At 45.1% G+C, this 21,216-nt stretch carries 23 protein-coding genes and 1 pseudogene; 18 read left to right on the top strand and 6 right to left on the bottom strand.

Features of this window, described 5'->3' with window-relative positions:
• Window positions 1–273: 273 nt before the first annotated feature.
• The 6 genes and pseudogenes from tet(Q) (at window position 274) to CIK96_RS05825 (ending at window position 6,510) form a co-directional block, all read left to right on the top strand.
• Entirely contained in the window at window positions 274–2,199 is a 1,926-nt protein-coding gene (gene tet(Q), locus CIK96_RS05845) for a tetracycline resistance ribosomal protection protein Tet(Q) (protein WP_002560998.1), read from the top strand.
• Window positions 2,199–2,828 (top strand): annotated as a pseudogene (locus CIK96_RS05840) (histidine kinase); the annotation flags it as partial. The gene tet(Q) and the pseudogene CIK96_RS05840, both read left to right, overlap by 1 nt.
• An 860-nt stretch (window positions 2,829–3,688) precedes the next feature.
• Entirely contained in the window at window positions 3,689–3,907 is a 219-nt protein-coding gene (locus tag CIK96_RS05835; RefSeq protein WP_094391818.1) for a hypothetical protein, read from the top strand.
• Between the two features lie 328 nt (window positions 3,908–4,235).
• Window positions 4,236–5,546, top strand: a complete 1,311-nt coding sequence (locus CIK96_RS05830) for a hypothetical protein (RefSeq protein WP_144007496.1) — start codon at window positions 4,236–4,238, stop codon at window positions 5,544–5,546.
• Window positions 5,547–5,554: 8 nt separating this feature from the next.
• Entirely contained in the window at window positions 5,555–5,704 is a 150-nt protein-coding gene (locus tag CIK96_RS13215) for a hypothetical protein (RefSeq protein WP_158214834.1), read from the top strand.
• Between the two features lie 50 nt (window positions 5,705–5,754).
• Window positions 5,755–6,510 carry a hypothetical protein gene (locus tag CIK96_RS05825; protein ID WP_094440033.1) on the top strand — a complete coding sequence of 252 codons (756 nt, stop codon included), beginning with the start codon at window positions 5,755–5,757 and terminating at the stop codon, window positions 6,508–6,510.
• A 1,953-nt stretch (window positions 6,511–8,463) separates the two neighbouring features.
• On the opposite strand, the gene CIK96_RS05810 is transcribed toward CIK96_RS05825, so the two are convergent.
• Genes CIK96_RS05810 through CIK96_RS05785 form a run of 6 tightly spaced genes read right to left on the bottom strand, consistent with a single transcriptional unit; the run spans window position 8,464 to window position 12,360 of the window.
• Complete coding sequence (locus CIK96_RS05810; protein ID WP_094440030.1) at window positions 8,464–9,558, bottom strand: glycosyltransferase; 1,095 nt, start codon at window positions 9,556–9,558, stop codon at window positions 8,464–8,466.
• Window positions 9,559–9,589: 31 nt separating this feature from the next.
• Window positions 9,590–10,576, bottom strand: coding sequence for a glycosyltransferase (locus tag CIK96_RS05805; RefSeq protein WP_094391814.1), 987 nt, complete (start codon window positions 10,574–10,576; stop codon window positions 9,590–9,592).
• Window positions 10,577–10,592: 16 nt separating this feature from the next.
• The gene (locus CIK96_RS05800) at window positions 10,593–11,471 is read right to left on the bottom strand and encodes a UbiA prenyltransferase family protein (RefSeq protein ID WP_173839794.1); all 879 of its coding nucleotides are present in this window, start codon (window positions 11,469–11,471) and stop codon (window positions 10,593–10,595) included.
• Window positions 11,472–11,487: 16 nt separating this feature from the next.
• Window positions 11,488–11,757, bottom strand: coding sequence for a hypothetical protein (locus CIK96_RS05795; protein WP_094391812.1), 270 nt, complete (start codon window positions 11,755–11,757; stop codon window positions 11,488–11,490).
• Between the two features lie 25 nt (window positions 11,758–11,782).
• On the bottom strand, window positions 11,783–12,142 hold the full coding sequence (locus CIK96_RS05790; RefSeq protein WP_094391811.1) for a hypothetical protein: 360 nt from the start codon (window positions 12,140–12,142) through the stop codon (window positions 11,783–11,785).
• The gene (locus CIK96_RS05785) at window positions 12,142–12,360 is read right to left on the bottom strand and encodes a YtxH domain-containing protein (RefSeq protein ID WP_094391810.1); all 219 of its coding nucleotides are present in this window, start codon (window positions 12,358–12,360) and stop codon (window positions 12,142–12,144) included. The genes CIK96_RS05790 and CIK96_RS05785 overlap by 1 nt, the downstream gene beginning before the upstream one ends.
• A 217-nt stretch (window positions 12,361–12,577) precedes the next feature.
• On the opposite strand from CIK96_RS05785, the gene CIK96_RS05780 reads away from it, so the two are divergent.
• The 12 genes from CIK96_RS05780 to CIK96_RS05725 form a co-directional block, all read left to right on the top strand.
• On the top strand, window positions 12,578–13,069 hold the full coding sequence (locus tag CIK96_RS05780) for an SPOR domain-containing protein (protein WP_094391821.1): 492 nt from the start codon (window positions 12,578–12,580) through the stop codon (window positions 13,067–13,069).
• Window positions 13,070–13,103: 34 nt separating this feature from the next.
• Window positions 13,104–13,517 carry a Holliday junction resolvase RuvX gene (ruvX, locus tag CIK96_RS05775; RefSeq protein ID WP_094391809.1) on the top strand — a complete coding sequence of 138 codons (414 nt, stop codon included), beginning with the start codon at window positions 13,104–13,106 and terminating at the stop codon, window positions 13,515–13,517.
• A gap of 21 nt (window positions 13,518–13,538) precedes the next feature.
• Window positions 13,539–14,102 (top strand): peptide deformylase, encoded by a 564-nt coding sequence (gene def / locus CIK96_RS05770; RefSeq protein WP_094391808.1) that lies wholly within the window; start codon window positions 13,539–13,541, stop codon window positions 14,100–14,102.
• Window positions 14,103–14,172: 70 nt separating this feature from the next.
• Entirely contained in the window at window positions 14,173–16,167 is a 1,995-nt protein-coding gene (locus tag CIK96_RS05765) for a tetratricopeptide repeat protein (RefSeq protein WP_254047085.1), read from the top strand.
• Window positions 16,168–16,252: 85 nt separating this feature from the next.
• On the top strand, window positions 16,253–17,107 hold the full coding sequence (gene map / locus CIK96_RS05760) for a type I methionyl aminopeptidase (RefSeq protein WP_094391807.1): 855 nt from the start codon (window positions 16,253–16,255) through the stop codon (window positions 17,105–17,107).
• 3 nt (window positions 17,108–17,110) lie between these two features.
• Window positions 17,111–18,142, top strand: coding sequence for a tRNA (adenosine(37)-N6)-threonylcarbamoyltransferase complex transferase subunit TsaD (tsaD, locus tag CIK96_RS05755; protein WP_094440028.1), 1,032 nt, complete (start codon window positions 17,111–17,113; stop codon window positions 18,140–18,142).
• 11 nt (window positions 18,143–18,153) lie between these two features.
• A complete protein-coding gene (locus tag CIK96_RS05750) occupies window positions 18,154–18,654 on the top strand; it encodes a CinA family protein (RefSeq protein ID WP_094433955.1) in 501 nt (166 codons plus the stop codon).
• A gap of 128 nt (window positions 18,655–18,782) precedes the next feature.
• On the top strand, window positions 18,783–19,046 hold the full coding sequence (gene rpmB / locus CIK96_RS05745; protein WP_072289873.1) for a 50S ribosomal protein L28: 264 nt from the start codon (window positions 18,783–18,785) through the stop codon (window positions 19,044–19,046).
• 3 nt (window positions 19,047–19,049) lie between these two features.
• Window positions 19,050–19,238: a 50S ribosomal protein L33 gene (gene rpmG, locus CIK96_RS05740; protein WP_094391804.1), complete on the top strand. Its 189-nt coding sequence runs from the start codon at window positions 19,050–19,052 to the stop codon at window positions 19,236–19,238.
• Window positions 19,239–19,253: 15 nt separating this feature from the next.
• Window positions 19,254–19,412 (top strand): DUF4295 domain-containing protein, encoded by a 159-nt coding sequence (locus CIK96_RS05735; RefSeq protein ID WP_094391803.1) that lies wholly within the window; start codon window positions 19,254–19,256, stop codon window positions 19,410–19,412.
• Window positions 19,413–19,559: 147 nt separating this feature from the next.
• Window positions 19,560–20,108 carry a nitroreductase gene (locus CIK96_RS05730; protein WP_094391802.1) on the top strand — a complete coding sequence of 183 codons (549 nt, stop codon included), beginning with the start codon at window positions 19,560–19,562 and terminating at the stop codon, window positions 20,106–20,108.
• The coding region (locus CIK96_RS05725) for a glycoside hydrolase family 3 protein (protein WP_144007495.1) at window positions 20,096–21,216 on the top strand (1,121 nt) is incomplete at its 3' end. The genes CIK96_RS05730 and CIK96_RS05725, both read left to right, overlap by 13 nt.

The following is a 21,216-nucleotide window of genomic DNA, read 5'->3' as shown; positions in this document are numbered from 1 at the left end:
CTTACGCTTGTTTTGATTTGCAACACTAAGATAAGTGAAAAATCTGACATGGCAAAATCCTGAGCAACTTTTTGTTGCTCAGGAACTTATAAATAAAGTTAAATCAAAGTGTTGCGGAATTAAGGTTTGTGTAATTTTGTAATCGTTATGCGGCAGTAATAATATACATATTAATACGAGTTAGTAATCCTGTAGTTCTCACATGCTACGAGGAGGTATTAAAAGGTGCGTTTCGACAATGCATCTATTGTAGTATATTATTGCTTAATCCAAATGAATATTATAAATTTAGGAATTCTTGCTCACATTGATGCAGGAAAAACTTCCGTAACCGAGAATCTGCTGTTTGCCAGTGGAGCAACGGAAAAGTGCGGCCGTGTGGATAATGGTGACACCATAACAGACTCTATGGATATAGAGAAACGTAGAGGAATTACTGTTCGGGCTTCTACGACATCTATTATCTGGAATGGAGTGAAATGCAATATCATTGACACTCCGGGACACATGGATTTTATTGCGGAAGTGGAGCGGACATTCAAAATGCTTGATGGAGCAGTCCTCATCTTATCCGCAAAGGAAGGCATACAAGCGCAAACAAAGTTGCTGTTCAATACTTTACAAAAACTGCAAATCCCGACAATTATATTTATCAATAAAATTGACCGTGACGGTGTGAATTTAGAGCGTTTGTATCTGGATATAAAAACAAATCTGTCTCAAGATGTCCTGTTTATGCAAACTGTTGTCGATGGATTGGTTTATCCGATTTGCTCCCAAACATATATAAAGGAAGAATACAAAGAATTTGTATGCAACCATGACGACAATATATTAGAACGATATTTGGCGGATAGCGAAATTTCACCGGCTGATTATTGGAATACGATAATCGATCTTGTGGCAAAAGCCAAAGTCTATCCGGTACTACATGGATCAGCAATGTTCAATATCGGTATCAATGAGTTGTTGGACGCCATCTCTTCTTTTATACTTCCTCCAGAATCAGTCTCAAACAGACTTTCAGCTTATCTCTATAAGATAGAGCATGACCCCAAAGGACATAAAAGAAGTTTTCTAAAAATAATTGACGGAAGTCTGAGACTTCGAGACATTGTAAGAATCAACGATTCGGAAAAATTCATCAAGATTAAAAATCTAAAGACTATTTATCAGGGCAGAGAGATAAATGTTGATGAAGTGGGGGCCAATGATATCGCGATTGTAGAAGATATGGAAGATTTTCGAATCGGAGATTATTTAGGTACTAAACCTTGTTTGATTCAAGGGTTATCTCATCAGCATCCCGCTCTCAAATCCTCCGTCCGGCCAGACAGGTCCGAAGAGAGAAGCAAGGTGATATCCGCTCTGAATACATTGTGGATTGAAGACCCGTCTTTGTCCTTTTCCATAAACTCATATAGTGATGAATTGGAAATCTCGTTATATGGTTTGACACAAAAGGAAATCATACAGACATTGCTGGAAGAACGATTTTCCGTAAAGGTCCATTTTGATGAGATCAAGACTATCTACAAAGAACGACCTGTAAAAAAGGTCAATAAGATTATTCAGATCGAAGTGCCACCCAACCCTTACTGGGCCACAATAGGGCTGACGCTTGAACCCTTGCCGTTAGGGACAGGGTTGCAAATCGAAAGTGACATCTCCTATGGTTATCTGAACCATTCTTTTCAAAATGCCGTTTTTGAAGGGATTCGTATGTCTTGCCAATCTGGTTTACATGGATGGGAAGTGACTGATCTGAAAGTAACTTTTACTCAAGCCGAGTATTATAGCCCGGTAAGTACACCTGCTGATTTCAGACAGCTGACCCCTTATGTCTTCAGGCTGGCCTTGCAACAGTCAGGTGTGGACATTCTCGAACCGATGCTCTATTTTGAGTTGCAGATACCCCAAGCGGCAAGTTCCAAAGCTATTACAGATTTGCAAAAAATGATGTCTGAGATTGAAGACATCAGTTGCAATAATGAGTGGTGTCATATTAAAGGGAAAGTTCCATTAAATACAAGTAAAGACTACGCCTCAGAAGTAAGTTCATACACTAAGGGCTTAGGCGTTTTTATGGTCAAGCCATGCGGGTATCAAATAACAAAAGGCGATTATTCTGATAATATCCGCATGAACGAAAAAGATAAACTTTTATTCATGTTCCAAAAATCAATGTCATCAAAATAATGGAGCGGTCAGGAAATTTCTATAAGGCAATACAGTTGGGATATATACTTATCTCCATTCTTATCGGATGTATGGCATATAATAGCCTCTATGAATGGCAGGAGATAGAAGCATTAGAACTTGGCAATAAAAAAATAGACGAGCTCCGAAAAGAAATAAACAATATCAATATTCAAATGATAAAATTTTCTCTATTGGGTGAAACAATACTGGAATGGAACGATAAAGATATCGAGCATTACCATGCACGGCGTATGGCAATGGACAGTATGCTCTGCCGTTTCAAGGCCACCTATCCAGCAGAGCGCATCGATAGTGTGCGCAGTCTTTTAGAGGATAAGGAACGACAGATGTTCCAGATAGTCCGGTTAATGGATGAACAACAATCTATTAACAAGAAGATAGCCAATCAAATTCCGGTTATTGTGCAGAAAAGTGTGCAGGAACAGTCCAAAAAGCCAAAACGAAAAGGTTTCTTGGGCATCTTTGGCAAAAAAGAGGGAACGAAGCCAACGACAACAACGACTACGCTCCGTTCATCCAATAGAAACATGGTCAACGAACAGAAAGCGCAGAGCCGTCGATTGTCAGAACAAGCCGATAGTCTTGCTGCCCGTAATGCAGAACTTAGATGTCACAGGGATAATGTCACAGGGACAGGTCATTGACATCATGACTTATAATTCTTACAGTTTTACAGTTTTACAGTTTTTGAAAAGGAAAAATAGTTTTCGGATTCTTAAAACACGAGGACTGGTTCCTGTTTCTTGGACCATAACTCTTGGGGTGTGGAGTATGTTTTTATGAACGGAATTTTTGTTGCCATATACCTATAAAAACAAAAACGACCCGCTCATTTGAGCATCGTTGAGAGGCTTGGCGGGTTCTGGTACTGCAAAGGTAAAGCATTTATTTGGATTGTGCAAGGCTTTTGGAAGAAAAGTGTGGAAATGGAGGTGATTTTTAACAGATGTTAGGTGTTTCGAGATGCAAAATGCGGCATCTGCAAACCAATGTGGGTCATCTACAAACCATAGCACCCGAAATAGTGCAGAATGGTGTGTATATTTGTTAAATTGTCAGAATATTGAAAAACTTTCTGATGATTTTGATGATTATGTGAAAGAAATTGAGTATTTTTGCAGAGCAGGTATTATATCTTATACACTTCTGCAAAGAAAAGCATGATTAAACTTGTTAATAATAGCAACGTATGACTGCATTGCCAACCATATACATTACCCTATACAACCGACGCCAAACCGAGAGCAATCAAACTTGTTTGAATTGCCGAGGCGCGAAGGAGGAAGACGCAGTCAACCGCCTGACTCATAATGATTTAGGGGAGGGTTACTTGTTGTGGCATAGCATCGTCAGCGATATATAACATCATACACAGAGCCTTCCGCAGGTGTCAGTCAGTGGCACCGGCGGAAGGCTCTGTGCGTTTGTGCTGTTCAAAAATACTAATACAACAAAATAATTGACAATGACGAAAAAAGATTTTTATGACTCAATCAAGAACAACTTGGCAGAGCTGAGGAAGTTCTTTGCAGAGATGCCTAAAGGTGGTGACTCGCACAACCATTTGACAGGCTCTGCTTATTATCTTCCCATGACAGGTAGAGAACATCATGGCGATGAAAATGGACAAACAACAACCTATTTCACGCAGTATAAAGTAACATTCAAACTCAATAAAAAGTAATATTATGAACATAATCAAGAAAACTATATTGCTGTTGTGCCTCATCTTTTCTATCTCAACGAAAGTGGGAGCTCAAGAATTTAACGAATTTGTATTAACCTATGGTAGTACAGTAGAAAATTTTGGTAATGTACATCTTTTAGACAACAAAAAAAAGTATTACAAATTTAAAACAGAGACTAATCTTACGTTTACTTGGTACGCAAATGGTGATGAAAACGGCAAAACGGATTTAGGATGCTATGGTGAGCATAATAATACATCATTTGAATTGTTATTGGAAACTAAAAATGTTGTAACGCTAACATTATATTCAGGAGAATATGATATGACATTTAATTTTGTTCCAGGTAATCACGCAAAGGTTGAGGTTAAGATTACCAAACACCAACATAGCTCATCACAAATATCCTCTGAAGCTACCTGTACAACGGTAGGACACTCTGTCCAATGTGATGTTTGTGGGGCTTGGGGATGGAACAATGATGGAACTTTTACAAATACAACAGAAAACGACTATAAGCCAGTCTTGGGGCATGACTTTACGGGACAAGAATGGACTACAGACGAGGTGAATGGCAACAAATACAGAACATGCACAAGGTCTGGCTGCGAACATAAGCAATATACATACGATGTCGTGCCAGTTGAGCCAGCATTGGGTATAACGCTGAATGACGACGTGACACTAACATACCCACAGTCCTTGTCACCTGTCTATGCCAAGGACGGAATGATGTGGAAGGTGAAACTTGGCAAGACCACAGCCTGTGAGCTGTCACTGGGGCAGGTAAAGGGAATAGTTGCGCAATGGCCGCATAACAATACGGATCATCAGTGTGCAGACAAGAGTTGGGCAGACGGATGTTCGGTTGAAGGCTGTGCGGAAGGGCGAACACAACGTTGGGTTAACATCAACGGCAACAAGGTGGAGACAACTGCCATAACAGGTGATCTCGCTATTGCAAGCCTTACTCTCGACGATGCCAAGGGCTATGAGTGCGAAGCGGAATACACAGCCAATGCTGTCAGTTACGGGCGCACCATGACCAACCAATGGGGTACGCTATGTCTGCCATTTGAGATAAAATCCGACCAATATGCCACATGCAAGTTCTATGAGTTGAAGGAAGTGAAAGAAACGGAGATAGTCCTGACTGAGGTGACTGGAAACATCCCAGCCGGCACTCCCGTTTTGGTGCGTCGTAATACCGAAGGTACCAACATTTCATTAAATGCCACCAATGCAGCTATCACCGTAGCCCCCGCAGCAAGCAGTTCGGCAAATGGCTTTTCGCTTGTTGGCCGTTTCACAGCGTCTGGGGCATTACCGCAGGACAGTTACATCATCAGCAACAACAAGTTCTGGCGTGTGAGCAATTTGACCCCTAAGGAAGGTGTGACAGACGTGAAGGTGGGACCATTCCGTGCATATCTGCAAAGCAACGGCGTGCAGAACGTAAGGATGATGAGTCTGTCGATAGGCGACGACGACACAACGGCCATTGACGTGCTTAATGCCGCTGACGAAGGCGAGGCAGAGATATATGACCTCAATGGGCATCGTCTCCAAGGTTTGCAAAAGGGCATGAACATCGTAAAGAGAGGAAACAAGACAACAAAAGTAATCATTAAATAAAAACGGATATGAAGAAGAAAGAATACGTGCATCCGAAGATGCACATCTACGAGATAAGTAAAATGCAGCTCCTCGCAGGCAGCGAAACTCTCCGTATTGGTAATAATGGAGATGAAGATGTCCCTACGTCATCAGATGGCTCTATTTGGGGAGACTAACCGCACTTCGGTGCTACGCATTAAAAGGAATTAATAATTAGAAAACAAACATGAAACAGAAGATATTAACATTTATAGTATGCCTTTTGGCTGGCATTACAGCCATTCATGCCCAGACGGAATCAGAATCGTCCATCGTCTCGTTCATTAAGACAGCAGATGACTGGAAGGTATTGGAAAGTATGTCAGTAAGCGACAACAAGGTTGTTTACACTCTTAAAGATGGATCACAATTAACAGCAGATGTCACTCATGGACAAGAGGCTGAATTGCCCGTTTACAATGCCATTTATTGTGTTCCCGGGACACTTGGTACCCCTCTATTGGCAGAATACAGCCAGTCTGGTCAGCTAATCCTGATGGGAACAGCCAATCAAAATGATATATATCAACCCGAGAATCTTGATTATAGCAAAAAAAACTCAATTACATCAGTCGATATAAGCCATCTTGATATTTCAACAGTGACAGGATTCAGAGGCTTTTTGCAAGAATATACTAATCTTAAGCGGGTTGACTTCGGTGGCAAAATACACAGCAATGTAACTGATTTGTATCAAATGCTTCATTGGTGTACAAGTCTTGAAGAAGTAGATTTCAGCGGCTGTGATTTTTCCGGAGTAACTGTTTATACCAACTTCTTAAACAATTGTCCCAATCTGAAGACCATAAAGGCTATTCGTTGTAATGATGCGACAATTTCATTATTACAAGAGAGAATTGATACACATGGATATCAAAACGTCCAGATCATAACAAGTGACCAGCAGGAAGCTGGCTCTACCGAGACAACGGAGCAGGATTAGAATAAAAGGGTCATGGGTACAGGTACATTGGTTCACTCTTTAGAATCGATGAACCTGTCCCCGATGAATCTAGTTTCTATTTCAATAACAGTTGGAGGCTGCAAGCGGCATAGTAAATGCCATTTGCAGCCTTCATTGTGTTTGTAGAAAAATAGTCCCGACTACAAACCCAAAGCAGCGAACTACAAACTAAAGTTGGCTATGGCATAAATAGTCGCTTGTTTTGCACTCTGATAATAAAACAACAAGCGATTATGACAAAATTTGAGAAATTGATGCCTGTGTCACATATTGTCAGGGCATTTTGCAAAGCAATGAAAAGCCTCATTGAAGACGAGGTAGTGGTAAACGACATGGAGTGCCAACTGAAAGCAGAAATGGTGCGTGTGAGTGAGGAAATCCCAAGAATTATTTGTACGCTTCCACATGACTAATGGCAGGAAGATACTGATGAGCTGCTATCTAGATGTCACAGGGACAGGCCATTGACATCATGACTTACAATTCTTACAGCTTACAGTATTACAGTTTTCGGAAAGGAAAAATAGGTTTCGCGAGGACTGTTCCTGTTTCTTGGATAACGCTAATTCACACCAAGCGTTACAGTTGACAGTTGACAGTTTCTGAAAACGAATTTTTTGCGTTACAAATAACAGTTAACAGATAACAGTTTTGGGAAACGAATTTTTTTAGTTGCCTACGGCAAGAAATCTTTGGAGGAAATCTTTTTTAAGATGTTGCTTCGCAAGAAATATTTTAGGGATTTGCAGATTATCTCCCTAACAAAATCTTTAACGAAAATCTCAGCGAAAAATGCGCAACAGTACGTTGCTTTTGGGGAGGATTTATATTGGGATCGCCTTACGGCTCGAAATCTTAACGAAAATCTTAAGAAAAATCTTTAACGAAAATCTTTCTCCGTGTCCTCCGTGTGTTCCGTGGATTTTTTTAGTTGCCTACGGCTAGATGTTTTGGAGTAGCGAAGACAGAGTGAGAGTTCCATTTCATGGCACCTTTTCTCGCCATGGCAGAATTAAAGCGAGCTTTAATGTCACAGGGACAGGTCATTGACATCATGACTTATAATTCTTACAGCTTACAGTATTACAGTTTTCGGAAAGGAAAAATAGGTTTCGCGAGGACTGTTCCTGTTTTCTTGGACAACGCTAATTCACACCAAGCGTTACAGTTTTACAGTTGACAGTTTCTGAAAACGAATTTTTGCGTTACAAATAACAGATAACAGATAACAGTTTTGGGAAACGAATTTTTTTAGTTGCCTACGGCAAGAAATCTTTGGAGGAAATCTTTTTTAAGATGTTGCTTCGCAAGAAATAATCTGTAATTCAGGGAGGCAGCAAACAAAATCTTTAACAAAAATCCCAAACCAAAATGCGTTCGAGTTCCTCGCTTCTGGGGAGAATTTTATAATGGATCGCCTTACGGCTCGAAATCTTAATGAAAATCTTGAGAATAATCTTTAACTAACATCCGTGTTCTCCGTGTGTTCCGTGGATTATTATCATCGGAATTTAGACGGAATTAGACGGAAACAAAATCTTTAACTAAGATGAAGTCTGAGGTCTGAAGTCTGAGGTCTGAGGTCTGAAGTCTGAGATCTGAGGGAGTGGTCTTTATCATCCTACGAAAATCTTTCTCCGTGTCCTCCGTGTGGTCCGTGGCTTTTTTTGGTAGCCTAAAGGCTAGAAATCTTTGGAGGAAATCTTTAATAAAATATGGCCTATGGCCAGAAATAATAATCTTCAACTATAATCTTCAACTATAATCTCTAACCTCTAACCTTTAACCTTTAACCTTTAACCTTTAACCTTTAACCTCTAACCTTTAACCTTTAACCTCTAACCTTTAACCTTTAACCTTTAACCTATAACCTAAACACTGTTCCGTGGATTTTTATGGCGCAGCAATCTTAAATATAAAAAGAAAACCTGTTTATAGGGACTGGTAGAGGGCTTCGTACTGGCGGGCAACCTTCAGGTGGTCGTGGTGGCGATCTACATAGGTGATGCTTTCGCGCTTGAGACGTGGCAGACACTCAGGATGGAGCACCAACTGCTCAAGGGCATGGAAGACACTCTGCTCGGTCGGTTCGACGTTGATGATGGGACGCAACTCGTTCTCCTGGATAATCTCGTAGTTTTCGGGTTCGCCACCTCCTACAACGACAATGCCTTTGGACATGGCAAGGAGGGAATTCATGGATGGCGTATAGCTGTAGAGCTGGTCGAGGATGACATCGGAATTATTCATCATCAACTGATATTCGGCATAAGGCACGGAGTATGCTGTGCGCAGTTCTACACGGTCGGGATAACGTTCAACGATGGCTTGTGCAGCACGCAACATGATGTCAGTTCCCTTGTAGGCACTACGCTTGCGGTCGATGCCGATGAACAGGCGCAGACGGGGATGGGACGGGATAGGAGGTGGCGTCTGGCGCACGATGGGCAGGGGGATGAAATGGGTCTTGGCAGGATAGTGCAGTTGGTAGCACGCCATATACTCGTAGAGACATGCTACGATGGCGTCGCAGTCGTTGGCAATATGCCGGGTGAGTTTTTCGTGAGGGGTATTCACCCAGACGTCAAGGAGGTCTTGAGAGGCAGCATCGGTGCGCACCATATTGCCGAAGTTATGGTCACTATAGCGCAGCGGTTTCTCTTCGATGCAGGTTCTTGCCCATATCGAGTCCTCGCCAAAGGCTCCGAGAATCATCTTGCCGTTGTGGCGTCGCAGGAAGCGGTAGATAGGAAACAGGCGTTCGGGACGCAGGTCGAAGCAGATGGGATTGATGAGCTGCACCACATCATAGCCTGTGAGTCGTGGAAGGATGCGCGTCCAGAGGTTGAGGAGGTAGCGCACTCCGTCGATGTGGGAGGGTGATTTTCTGATGACCGAGATGTCGCGAGGATAGTTGCGCCATCCGTTGCCGTTGGAAACAACGGTCACCTCATGCCCCAGACTGCGCAACCCCTGACTGAGGTTGGCATGGAGTCCACTGTAGTCGTTGACGAGAAGAATGCGCATAGGAGATGGAATATGGGGGGGATGAGACGGGTCAGTGACGGGGTAGGAGCGGCAGGGATGCGAGGAGCGCTCGTCGTCCGATGGCATTACCCACGAGGCGTCGGAACCACGTGTATTTCTTGGAATAAGGACGGTCGGGCAACGGGAAAAGTCCCTGTTGCCGGAGGGCGTCGATGGTGGCATCGAGTTTTTTTGCCGAGCGTGTCAGCATGATGGTGTTGTAGAGATAGTCCATGGTGAGCTGTGCGATGCGCCGTTCCATGGCAGGACGGTCGGCAGGCGACAGCTTATCGGTCAGCCGATAGAGTTGAGTGAGTACCGTCAGCGTATCGTCGAGGCGCTTGCTGATGGTGTCTTGGTCGCTGCTCCTGGTGATGGAGTCGTGGCGTGCCCGATAGTAGTAAGCCTTGTAGGGCGTGTTGAAGACGCGCTCTGCACGCAACAGCAGTTGCGGGGTGAATGCCTCGTCTTCGTGGTAGATGTTGGGCTCGAAGCGCAGGCTGCCGAGGATGCGGCGTGCGAAGAGGTATCCACATGCAGCAGCCCTGATATTGCTCTCGCGCATGAAATGACTGCCACTGACAGGAGAGACGGAGACAGGGGTGAAGGTCGTCTCTGAGGTGTCGGAACTGCAGAACATCACGAGGTCGGCTTGCTGATAGCGCACGAGGTCAAGACACTGTTCGTAGGGTGGGGCGATGATGGCATCGTCGGCATCGACAAACTGGATGAAATAGCCGTGTGCCATGTCGATGCCCCGGTTGCGCGCCTGACTCAGTCCCATATTGCGTTGTCGCACATAGATGACCTCGTCGATGCAGTCGGTCAGAAAGCTGACGGGACTCACGTCCGATCCGTCGTCGATGATGATAATCTCGCGCTCGCTGTCGCCCAGCGATAATGCCAGGATGCTCTCGATACACGCATGAAGCATGTCGGCCGGTTCGTTGTGGTAAGTGATGATAAAACTGACCAATGGAGACCCTTGGCGGTTGTCGGTGGAAAACGTAGTATTCATGAGGTGAGACGGAGAATCAGAGGTAGATGATGGAGAAGAATGAGAGCACCCAGCCAACGATGCACGTCTGGATGAAATGGTCTTTCACCAGTACTTTGGTGGGACTGCCGCTACGCTGATAGACCAGCATGTTTTGCAGATAGCGCAACAGTCCTGCCAATACCCATACGTTGGTGAGATAGACGTAGGACGAACCGAAATGGCTCACCACGCTGTCGCTCATGGTGTAGATAATATAGCACACCATGGTGATGGTGCCCACGATGGTGACGGAGAGGTCGATAAACTGGGAATTGTAGCCCGCAATACTCTTGCGCGGCATGGTGCCCGTCTGCTCGTAGATGCGGTAATCGTCTTTGCGCTTGGCAAAGGCAAGGAAGAGTGCCAGGAGGAAGGTCATCATGACCAACCATCCCGATACGATGATGTCGGTGGCAAAACCACCTATCAGTACGCGTATGACAAAGCCCACGGCAATGATGGCCACATCGAGGATGGCGTACTGTTTGAGGCGGATGCAGTATGCCACGTTCATCAGCCAGTAGCCCACCAGCATGGCGCAGATCACGGGCAGGTGGTTGCAGTCGGAGAGACAGGCTGTGATCAGACTGGCTGCCAGTGTCAGCATCATGATGACGTAGCCCATAGCCACGCTCACCTTGCCGGCGGCAATGGGGCGGTGGCACTTCTTAGGGTGGAGGCGGTCGTTCTCCACGTCATGGATGTCGTTGAAACAGTAGATGCTGCTCGATACGAAGCAGAATGCAACAAACACCCACAGTGTCTGTAGGAAATAATGGCTGTTCAGCAGGTTGTTGCTGAAAAACAAAGGGGCGAAGACAAAGAAATTCTTCACCCACTGCAATGGCCGTAACAGAAGGATGGTATCTTTCATGGGCAATGGAAATCGTTTAACGGCGCTTGCGCTGACCGAAAAGGGTGTGGTAGCCGCGCAACAGTTTGCGCACAAGGAGGAAAGCGTCGAATGCCGTAACGGCATTGGAAATCAGCGCAGCAACAAGTTCGCCGCGCGTATTGGTCTTTTGGGGAGTGACAAGTTGGTGCCAATGACCGCTAATCTCGCTGCGCGCCTGAGCAAGTTCTTCAGCGAGTTGTTCGCGTCGTGCGCGAATGTCCTCCAAGGTCTGTGGAATACCCACCTGTTGTTGTTTGGTCTGCATAAGAATAAGTCCTCTCACATGGTTACTATTGTGGATCGTTGCTCATCAGGATGTTGGCAAGAAGCTTCACCAGTGGGCGCTCTATCCATGCCTTTCGGAAGATGAAAACGACCACGAGCAAGAGCAGATGAGCCAAACTGATCAGCATGAATGCCATGGTCATGCCTAACGATGCCGACAGCCAGAATGCCACGGCGAAAGAGAAATAGAGGAGGATGGCAATGACCAGCAGAAAGCCAACGGCAGCCAAAGCGGCTACCGTCAGCAACTGTACCAGTTTGCCGACCACATCAAATTTGATGCTCTCCTTCTGGAGGTTCAAATAGCGGATAACGGCTTGCACCAGTTGTCCGATGGTCTCTACATTCTTGTCGCTCGACAGCATTACTCGTTTACTTCAGGTGCTGCGTCAACAATATCGGCGGCAAGGTCAGACATCTCCTTGCGGCTGAGCTTGATATTATGCTTCTTCATGAAGTCATCTACCGCATCGGTAATCTTATCACGAGTGTCGGCTCCCTTTTCAGGGGCTAACAGCAGTCCTACTACGGCTCCGGCGAGAGCACCACCGAGGAATGCACCGAGAAATCCTAAATTCTTCATAGTCGTTTCGTTTTAAAGGGTTGATAATGTTTGTTGCTGCAAATATAGGCAATCTTTTTGAAAACATCGTGCTGTATAGCCATATTTTTTCATAAAATAATGCGATTTGATACCATTTAACAAACTTTATGCACCTTTTCTCTTCAAGTTTGGACGATATTTTGTAATTTCGCAGATGATATTCAAAAAGCATTATAAAATTAAAACAAATAAAACAATGAAGAAACAAATTATCCTATGTGCAGGACTGTGTGCCGCAATGGCTTTCACAAGTTGTAAATCAGGCGACAGCGCCTACAAGCAGGCTTACATGAAAGCCAAGCAACAAGAAGAACAGCAGCAACAGCAGCAGCCCGCACAGGAAGAACCCGTTGTAGTGGCACCCGTAGAGACCAAACCTGCCAACGACACACAAGTGGTTGACAATACTGACAACGTGAACGTGCGTCAGGAGAATGTAACCCTCATCAGCGGAAACGGACTCAAGGCTTTCAGCGTAGTAGTAGGTTCGTTCTCACTTCAGGCCAACGCCGAAGGACTGCAGCAGCAGCTCCGCAATGCCGGCTATGATGCACAGATCGTGCGCAATACCCAGGGTGGCACCTTCCGCGTAGTGGCTACCACGTTTGATACGAAGGGTGAGGCAGTTGCAAGCCGCAACGAACTCCAGGGTAAGTATCACGGCGCTTGGTTGCTCTACAACAAATAAAAAGAATCACGGATAAAAAAGGGAAATTCTTAGCGTGAGAATACTCTCGATAGACTACGGAAAGAAAAGAACCGGACTCGCTGTTACCGATCCTCTGCAAATTATTGCTGGAGGATTGGCAACAGTAGCCACGGCAGAACTCTTCCAATACCTCAACGACTATATTGCACGCGAACCCGTGGAGCGCATTGTCATAGGAGAACCCAGACAGCCCAACGGACAGCCCAGCGAAAACCTGCAGCGCGTACAGCAGTTTGTGAACCGATGGAAAAAGGCACGGCCCGATGTGCCCATCGAATTCTTCGACGAGCGCTTTACCTCCGTACTTGCCCATCAGGCCATGCTTGACGGAGGACTGAAGAAAAAGGCACGGCAAAACAAGGCGCTGGTGGATGAAATCAGTGCCACGATCATACTGCAGGACTATATGCGCGCACGGAAATCGTGACGACGAATAAAGCAACAAGAAATGATACTACCTATTTATATATATGGACAGCCGGTGTTGAGAAAGGTGGCACAGGATATTACTGCCGACTACCCAGAGCTCGATAAACTCATTGCCGACATGTGGGACACACTCGCAGAGAGCGAGGGTATCGGACTGGCTGCACCACAGATTGGAAAAGACATACGACTGGTGGTCATCGACCTTGATGTGATCAGCGATGACCTCCCTGAATACAAAGGATTCAGAAACGTGTTTATCAACGCACATATCGTGGAATACGATGAAAGCAAGACCGACACCTCGGAAGAAGGATGTCTATCGTTGCCCGGCATCCACGAGCGCGTGACCAGACCGACACGCATTCACGTGCAATGGCTCGACGAGAAAATGCAACCACACGACGAATGGGTGGAAGGATACCTTGCACGCGTGATGCAGCACGAATTTGACCACCTCGAAGGCAAGGTTTTCGTGGATCGCATCTCTCCACTCCGCAAACAACTCATCAAGAGTAAGATGAGAGCATTACTCCAAGGACGTGTGCGCTGCGGATACAAAACTAAAATGGCGGTGAGAAAATAATCACCGACCACAAAAGACATACAGGCGAAACAGGCTCCCGTAATAAGGTAAAGCAAAACGGATTGTAAACATGATGACAAGGGTAATTAAGACAACGACAACGGGCAGAGGTTTGAAGAAACTTCTGCTTGTTGTACTTATGATCCTGTCGTCAATGACCGGCAAGGCACAGTTTAATACCGACAGACTGCTCATGGTAGGACAGTCGGCACTCTACTATGAAGACTATGTGCTCTCCATACAGTATTTCAATCAGGTGATCTCGGCAAAACCGTATCTCTACGAACCATGGTTCTACAGAGGTCTGGCGAAATTCTATCTTGACGACTACCAAGGAGCTGAAAACGACTGTACCGAGGCACTTGGCAGAAACCCGTTTGTGGTCAGCGTCTATGAACTCAGAGGACTCTGCCGCATCAGACAAGACAACTTTGCCGGAGCCGTGAAAGACTACGATAAAGCACTGAAATACGACCCGGAGAACCGAAATCTGTGGCACAACAGAGTGCTTTGTCATATTCAACAGAAAGAGTATGATGTGGCACTGGCACAGATAGACACCATGCTCACCCGATGGAGCAAGAACGCGAAAGTCTATGCCATGCAGGCAGAGGTCTATATGCTCCAGAAAGACACCACAAAAGCTGTTGTCGCACTCGATAAAAGTATTGCTATCGACCCATACGACGGTTCGCTGTGGAGCCAGAAAGCCATCATCAGCATGGCACGGCATCAATGGAAAGAGAGCGACGAGTATCTCAGCAAAGCCATCCACCTCATGCCCAAACGAGTGGATTGCTATGTGAACCGAGCCATTGCCAGATTCAACCTCAATAACCTCAGGGGAACCATGGCAGACTATGATACTGCGCTCGACCTCGATCCCAACAACTTCCTCGCACACTACAACAGAGGACTCTTGAGGGCACAGGTGGGAGATGACAACCAAGCCATCCTCGACTTTGACTTCGTGCTCAACCTGGAGCCCAATAACCTCATGGCACTCTTCAACCGCGCACTCCTGCTGGAGAATACCGGAAATATCAGAGGTGCCATAAGGGACTATACGAAAATCATTGCGGAATTTCCAAACTTCTGGTTTGGACTGCAACACCGTGCCGACTGTTACAGAAAACTCGGTATGAGCAAACAGGCAGAGCTCGACGAATTCAGAATCTTCAAAGCACAGATGAACAAACGCTTGGGCATTCAGCCGAGACTCTCGAAAAAACAGATGAGAAAACGTAGCGACCTCGACATCGAGAAATACAACCAACTGGCTGTGGAAGATGTACAGGAGGTGGAACACGAATATCAAAGCGATTACCGGGGAAGGGTGCAAAACAGAAAGGCTTCGCTCGACTATCTTCCTATGTTTGTGCTCGCCATGCAGAAAGACGTAGAACGGATGAACGCAACAACTGCCTTCGACCAACGGGTGGATGACTTCAACAGAAACGAAGGCGGCACACGACAGCTTTATGTGACACGACAGTTGCGCACACTCGACGAGGCTGCCACAAACCGCTACTTCGCACTGATAGACTCGGTGGCTGACACGATCGACAAATGTCACGACGCAAAACAAAAAGCAGCACTCCTGCTGATAAGAGCCGTAGCCTATTCAGATACCCAGAATAATGAAGCAGCAATAGACGACCTTACGGCTGTTGTACAACTCGACTCCACACAGACACTCGCCTATTGGCAAAGAGCAGTCTGCCAGGCAAGACTCAACGCCTTTAATGCTTCGCAGGGTACAGACATCAGTATGAAGACTGCCAATGTGCTCTCCGACCTGAGTGAGGCTATTGAGAACAATCCCAGTGCAATCCTCTATTACAACCGAGGTAATGTCTATGTGCAGCGGAAAGATTATCTCCATGCCATAGAAGACTATTCGAAAGCCATAGAGATGGATTCACATCTGGCTGAAGCATACTACAACAGAGGAATAGCAAGGCTCGCGCTCAAACAGCAGGCACAGGCTGTGGCAGACCTCAGCAAGGCAGGAGAACTCGGACTCTATGCCGCCTACAGCATCATCAAACAGAATCGGAAGTGACAGATAATACCGTTTTTTTCAACGAATTGTTTGGTTATTCTGACACTTATTAGTAATTTTGCCACGTAAAAACGTTTTTTTTATTATGGTAAAAAGAAGGTGGCATTGTAAGCCAGGCGTACAGCCGACAGAATTTGACAAGAAAATTATGCACTTGGAGAATCAAGGCGTATTGGTACCCACTCGCCAGCTTGTGAAGACTCCAGAACAAATAGAGGGAATCAGACGGTCGGGTGTGGTCAACACAGGAGTGCTCGACCTGATAGAAAAGGAAATACACGAAGGAATGTCAACGCTCGAAATAGATAAACTCTGTAGAGAATACTGCGAAGCACACGGAGCCATTCCTGCCTGTCTCAACTATGAAGGATTTCCCATGAGCGTTTGTACAAGCATCAACGAAGTGGTGTGTCACGGTATTCCGAAGGCAACAGATATCCTTGAAGAGGGAGACATCATCAACGTAGATTTTACCACCATCCTCGACGGATACTATGCCGACGCTTCGAGAATGTTTATCATTGGCGAAACAACTCCTGAAAAGAAACAACTCGTGGAGGTGACCAAAGAATGTCTCGAAATAGGCATGGAGGCCGCTAAACCATGGGGATTCGTTGGAGAAATAGGAAAAGCCATTGAGAAACATGCAAAAAAATACCACTATGGAGTGGTGAGAGACCTCTGTGGACACGGAGTGGGACTCAAATTCCACGAAGAACCGGAAGTGTGCCATTTCGCACAGAAACATCCCGGAATGCTTCTCGTACCGGGAATGGTGTTCACCATCGAACCTATGATCAATATGGGAACATGGGAGGTCTTTATCGATGCTGACGACCCATACGGATGGGAAGTTATTACAGAAGATGAGAAACCGTCTGCACAGTGGGAACACACTCTGCTGATGACAGAACATGGAGTAGAAATACTGTCACACTAAACAATGGAAAATAAAGATATCTACATATTGGGAATTGAGTCAAGCTGCGACGATACATCTGCAGCTGTACTCAAAAACAGTGTGCTGCTCTCAAATGTAACAGCATCACAAGCCGTACACGAAGCATACGGCGGCGTAGTGCCGGAACTCGCATCAAGAGCACATCAGCAAAACGTGGTGCCTGTTGTGGATCAAGCCATAAAAAAGGCAGGAATCTCCAAGGAACAGCTTACTGCCGTGGCATTTACAAGAGGACCGGGACTCATGGGATCGCTGCTCGTCGGAGTGAGCTTTGCTAAAGGATTTGCAAGATCGCTCGGAATACCCCTTATCGACGTCAACCATCTGCAAGGTCACGTGATGGCTCACTTCATCAAAGAAAGTGATGATGACAATCAGCAACCGCCATTGCCCTTCCTCTGCCTGCTCGTCAGTGGAGGTAATTCGCAAATTGTCAAGGTTAACGCCTATAACGACATGGAGGTGCTCGGACAAACCATCGACGATGCCGCAGGAGAAGCCATCGATAAATGTTCAAAGGTCATGGGACTCGGATACCCCGGAGGACCTATCATAGACCGACTGGCACGACAGGGAAATCCTAAAGCGTACAAGTTTGCCGAACCGCAAATCCCAGGTCTTAACTACAGCTTCTCTGGACTCAAGACTTCATTCCTCTATAATATGAGGAAATGGGTGGAAGAGGATCCCGATTTCATCGAACACCATCAAGAAGATATTGCCGCTTCACTCGAATTTACTATCGTCGATATCCTGATGAAGAAACTGAAGATGGCGGTCAAGCAGACAGGAATCAAACATGTGGCTGTGGCAGGAGGAGTCAGCGCAAACAATGGATTGCGAAACGCATTCCACGATCATGCCAAACGATACGGATGGACTATCTATATACCTAAATTCAGCTATACAACAGACAATGCTGCAATGATTGGTATTGTAGGATACTATAAATATCTGGACGGAGAGACGTGTCCCATCGATGCGCCTGCCTTCAGTAAAGTTACCTTTAAATAAAATGAAAGAATATGGATTTTGAAAGTAAGATTATCAGTCGTGAAATCAGTCAGATACTCTGGGAATTGGAAAAAACCGTAGGAACTGCAGAAAGCTGTACCGGAGGAAGAATAGCAGAAGCCATGATCGCTACACCGGGAGCATCGAAATACTTCAAAGGTGGAGTGGTGTCGTATGTCGATGAAATCAAAGAAAGACTGCTGCATGTTGACGCACAAGTGCTCGAAGAACAAACTGCTGTCTGTGAAGAAGTTGCCAAACAAATGGTAAAGGGAGCATGTCAGACACTCAATACCAATTATGCCATTGCTGCAACAGGATTCGCTGGACCTACCGGAGGAACTAAAGAGATTCCCGTCGGCACGATCTGGCTCGCTTGTGGAGATATCGACAGACAGGTGACTTTCATGGTGCAGGAAGACCACGGAAGAGATATCAATCTGGCCATTGCAACCAACAAAGCCATGCAAATGTTTCTCGATTTTCTGAAAGATGAACAGACAAGGATATAATAGCGTTAAAAAACGTTAATATTATACCGAAATATAAAGTAGGGTTCTTTGTTGTTTAGAAAATTTTGTAATTTTGCAACCTGTTTGGAGTAAGTTACAATTTAGGAACAAGTTAAAAGTAGATAGAAATGTCGAAGATTTGTCAGATTACAGGAAAGAAGGCACAGATTGGTAATAATGTGTCTCACTCAAAGCACCGCACAAAGCGTAGCTTTGACGTTAACCTGTTCAGCAAGAAATTCTACTATGTAGAGGAGGCTTGCTGGATTCAGTTGAAGATCAGTGCTGCTGGTCTGCGTATGATTAATAAAGTAGGTCTGGATGCTGCCTTGAAGCAAGCTGTTGCCAAAGGTTTCGTGGACTGGAAGGATATTAAAGTGATAGGAGACTAAACTATGGCAAGCAAGAAAAAAGGCGATCGTGTACAGGTAATCCTGGAGTGCACAGAAATGAAAGAGAGTGGACTGCCCGGAACAAGCCGTTACGTAACGACCAAGAACCGTAAGAACACTCCCGAGAGAATGGAACTCAAGAAGTATAACCCCATCCTGAAACGTATGACCGTTCATAAGGAGATTAAATAATTAAGCAATTAGACTATGGCAAAGAAAACCGTCGCTACCCTCCATGAAGGTTCAAAGGATGGTCGCGCTTATTCAAAGGTTATCAAGATGGTGAAGAGCCCTAAGACTGGTGCTTACATCTTCGATGAGCAGATGGTTCCCAACGAGGAAGTAAAAGATTTCTTCAAGAACTAATAGATAAGAAATACATATTGAAAGAAGACTGGTATCATAAAGATATCAGTCTTTTTTTATCTTTTATACCATTCTATCTTGATTCTCTTGCTTTTTTTGTAATTTTGCAAGATAAGAAACAAACCATCTAACAATAAACTACCGATTATGAACAAAACTATTCAAGACATCATCGAAAGGAGAAGCGTAAAGAAGTATATGGCTAAAAGTGTTCCTGATGAACTCATAGAACAAATTGTCAAAGCTGGAACCTATGCTCCTTCGGGAATGAACAAACAAGCGGCTATCATACTGGCTGTGACTAACAAAGAAATGAGAGATAGGTTGAGCAGGATAAACCTCGATATCGTCATGGCAAGAAACATGAATACAACCAGCGGACATGCTGACCCGTTCTATGGAGCTCCTGTCGTTCTGGTGGTGCTTGCTAAAAAGGATGTGGCAACACGAGTATATGACGGTACTCTCGTCATGGAAAATATGATGATTGCAGCACAAAGTCTGGGATTGGGCTCCTGCTGGATTCATCGGGCTAAGGAGACCTTTGAGACGGAAGAGGGAAAACAAATCCTTCAGGAACTCGGAATAAAGGATGAATATGAGGGTATTGGAAATTGTATTGTGGGATATGCTGCGCCTGATGCTTTGAAACCACAAGTGGAACGTAAAAGCGATTATGTGGTATGGGTAAAATGAAAATTATGGCCACTATGGCGTGCACTACGATGTTGGTGGCTTGCAACCAGCAGAAGGGAATAGAACAACAGGTTGATGAACTCTACAGACGAATGTCGCAAGAGGAACGCCTCGCACAGTTGAGAAGTATCTATATGGATGACTTGTTTGATCAGAATGGTCAGCTGGATACGGCACAATGCCGGAAAATCATTCCTAACGGTATCGGACACTTCTCACAATATGCAAGTCAGAATCTTGAATCTGCTGATAACATCAGAAAAAAAGTTGTTGCCTTGCAGCAATGGATTATAAAGAACACACCGAACGGCATTCCTGCTTTGTTTCATGAAGAAGTGCTATCGGGAGTTAATACGCAAGATGCAACAATCTATCCGCAGCAAATCGGACAGGCTTGTTCCTTTAATACTGAATTGGCTGAACTGAAAACCAAACAGACTGCAAACGACTTGCGAAGGATGGGAGGCATTCTGTCACTGTCGCCTATGGTGGATGTGTGTAGAATACCGTCTTTCAACCGGCTTGAAGAATCCTATGGTGAAGATGCGTATCTCTCGGCCATGATGGGTACGGCATTTGCTAAAGGGTTGCAGATGGGTGACCTGAAGAAAGGAGTGGGAGTGTGCTCGAAGCATTATCTTGGATATGGTGGCGGAGGAGATGCTGACGAAAAGGTGATGATGGAAGAAATTCTCTTGCCTCACGAGACGATGATCCGACTGGCGGGAAGTCAAGTCATCATGCCTGGATATCATGCAGTACACGGAACAAAATGTGTGGCTAACAGCGAAATCTTGAATGATATTCTAAGAGGATACCTTGGATTCAAAGGGATGGTGGTGAGCGACTATACCGCCATTGACCAGATTCCCAACCTTGACACTCCACTGGAAAAAGCGGTTGCTGCGATTAATGGGGGAAACGATGTTGATTTTCCAAAAGGCGACAACTATAAATATTTGCAAGAGGCAATTGAGAAAAAACTGGTGAAACCAGAAGTCGTGGAACGGGCTGTCAAGAATGTCATACGTTTCAAAATACAGGCAGGAATGATGGACGAGAATCGTTATCTCTATAGCGATGATGAAGTGGTGCTTGATTTTTTTTT

The organism is Prevotella sp. P4-98 (genome assembly GCF_002251405.1).
Classification (GTDB): Bacteria; Bacteroidota; Bacteroidia; order Bacteroidales; family Bacteroidaceae; genus Prevotella.
The sequence above is the reverse complement of the archived record's forward strand: the minus strand, read 5'-3'. Positions and strand labels throughout refer to the sequence as shown.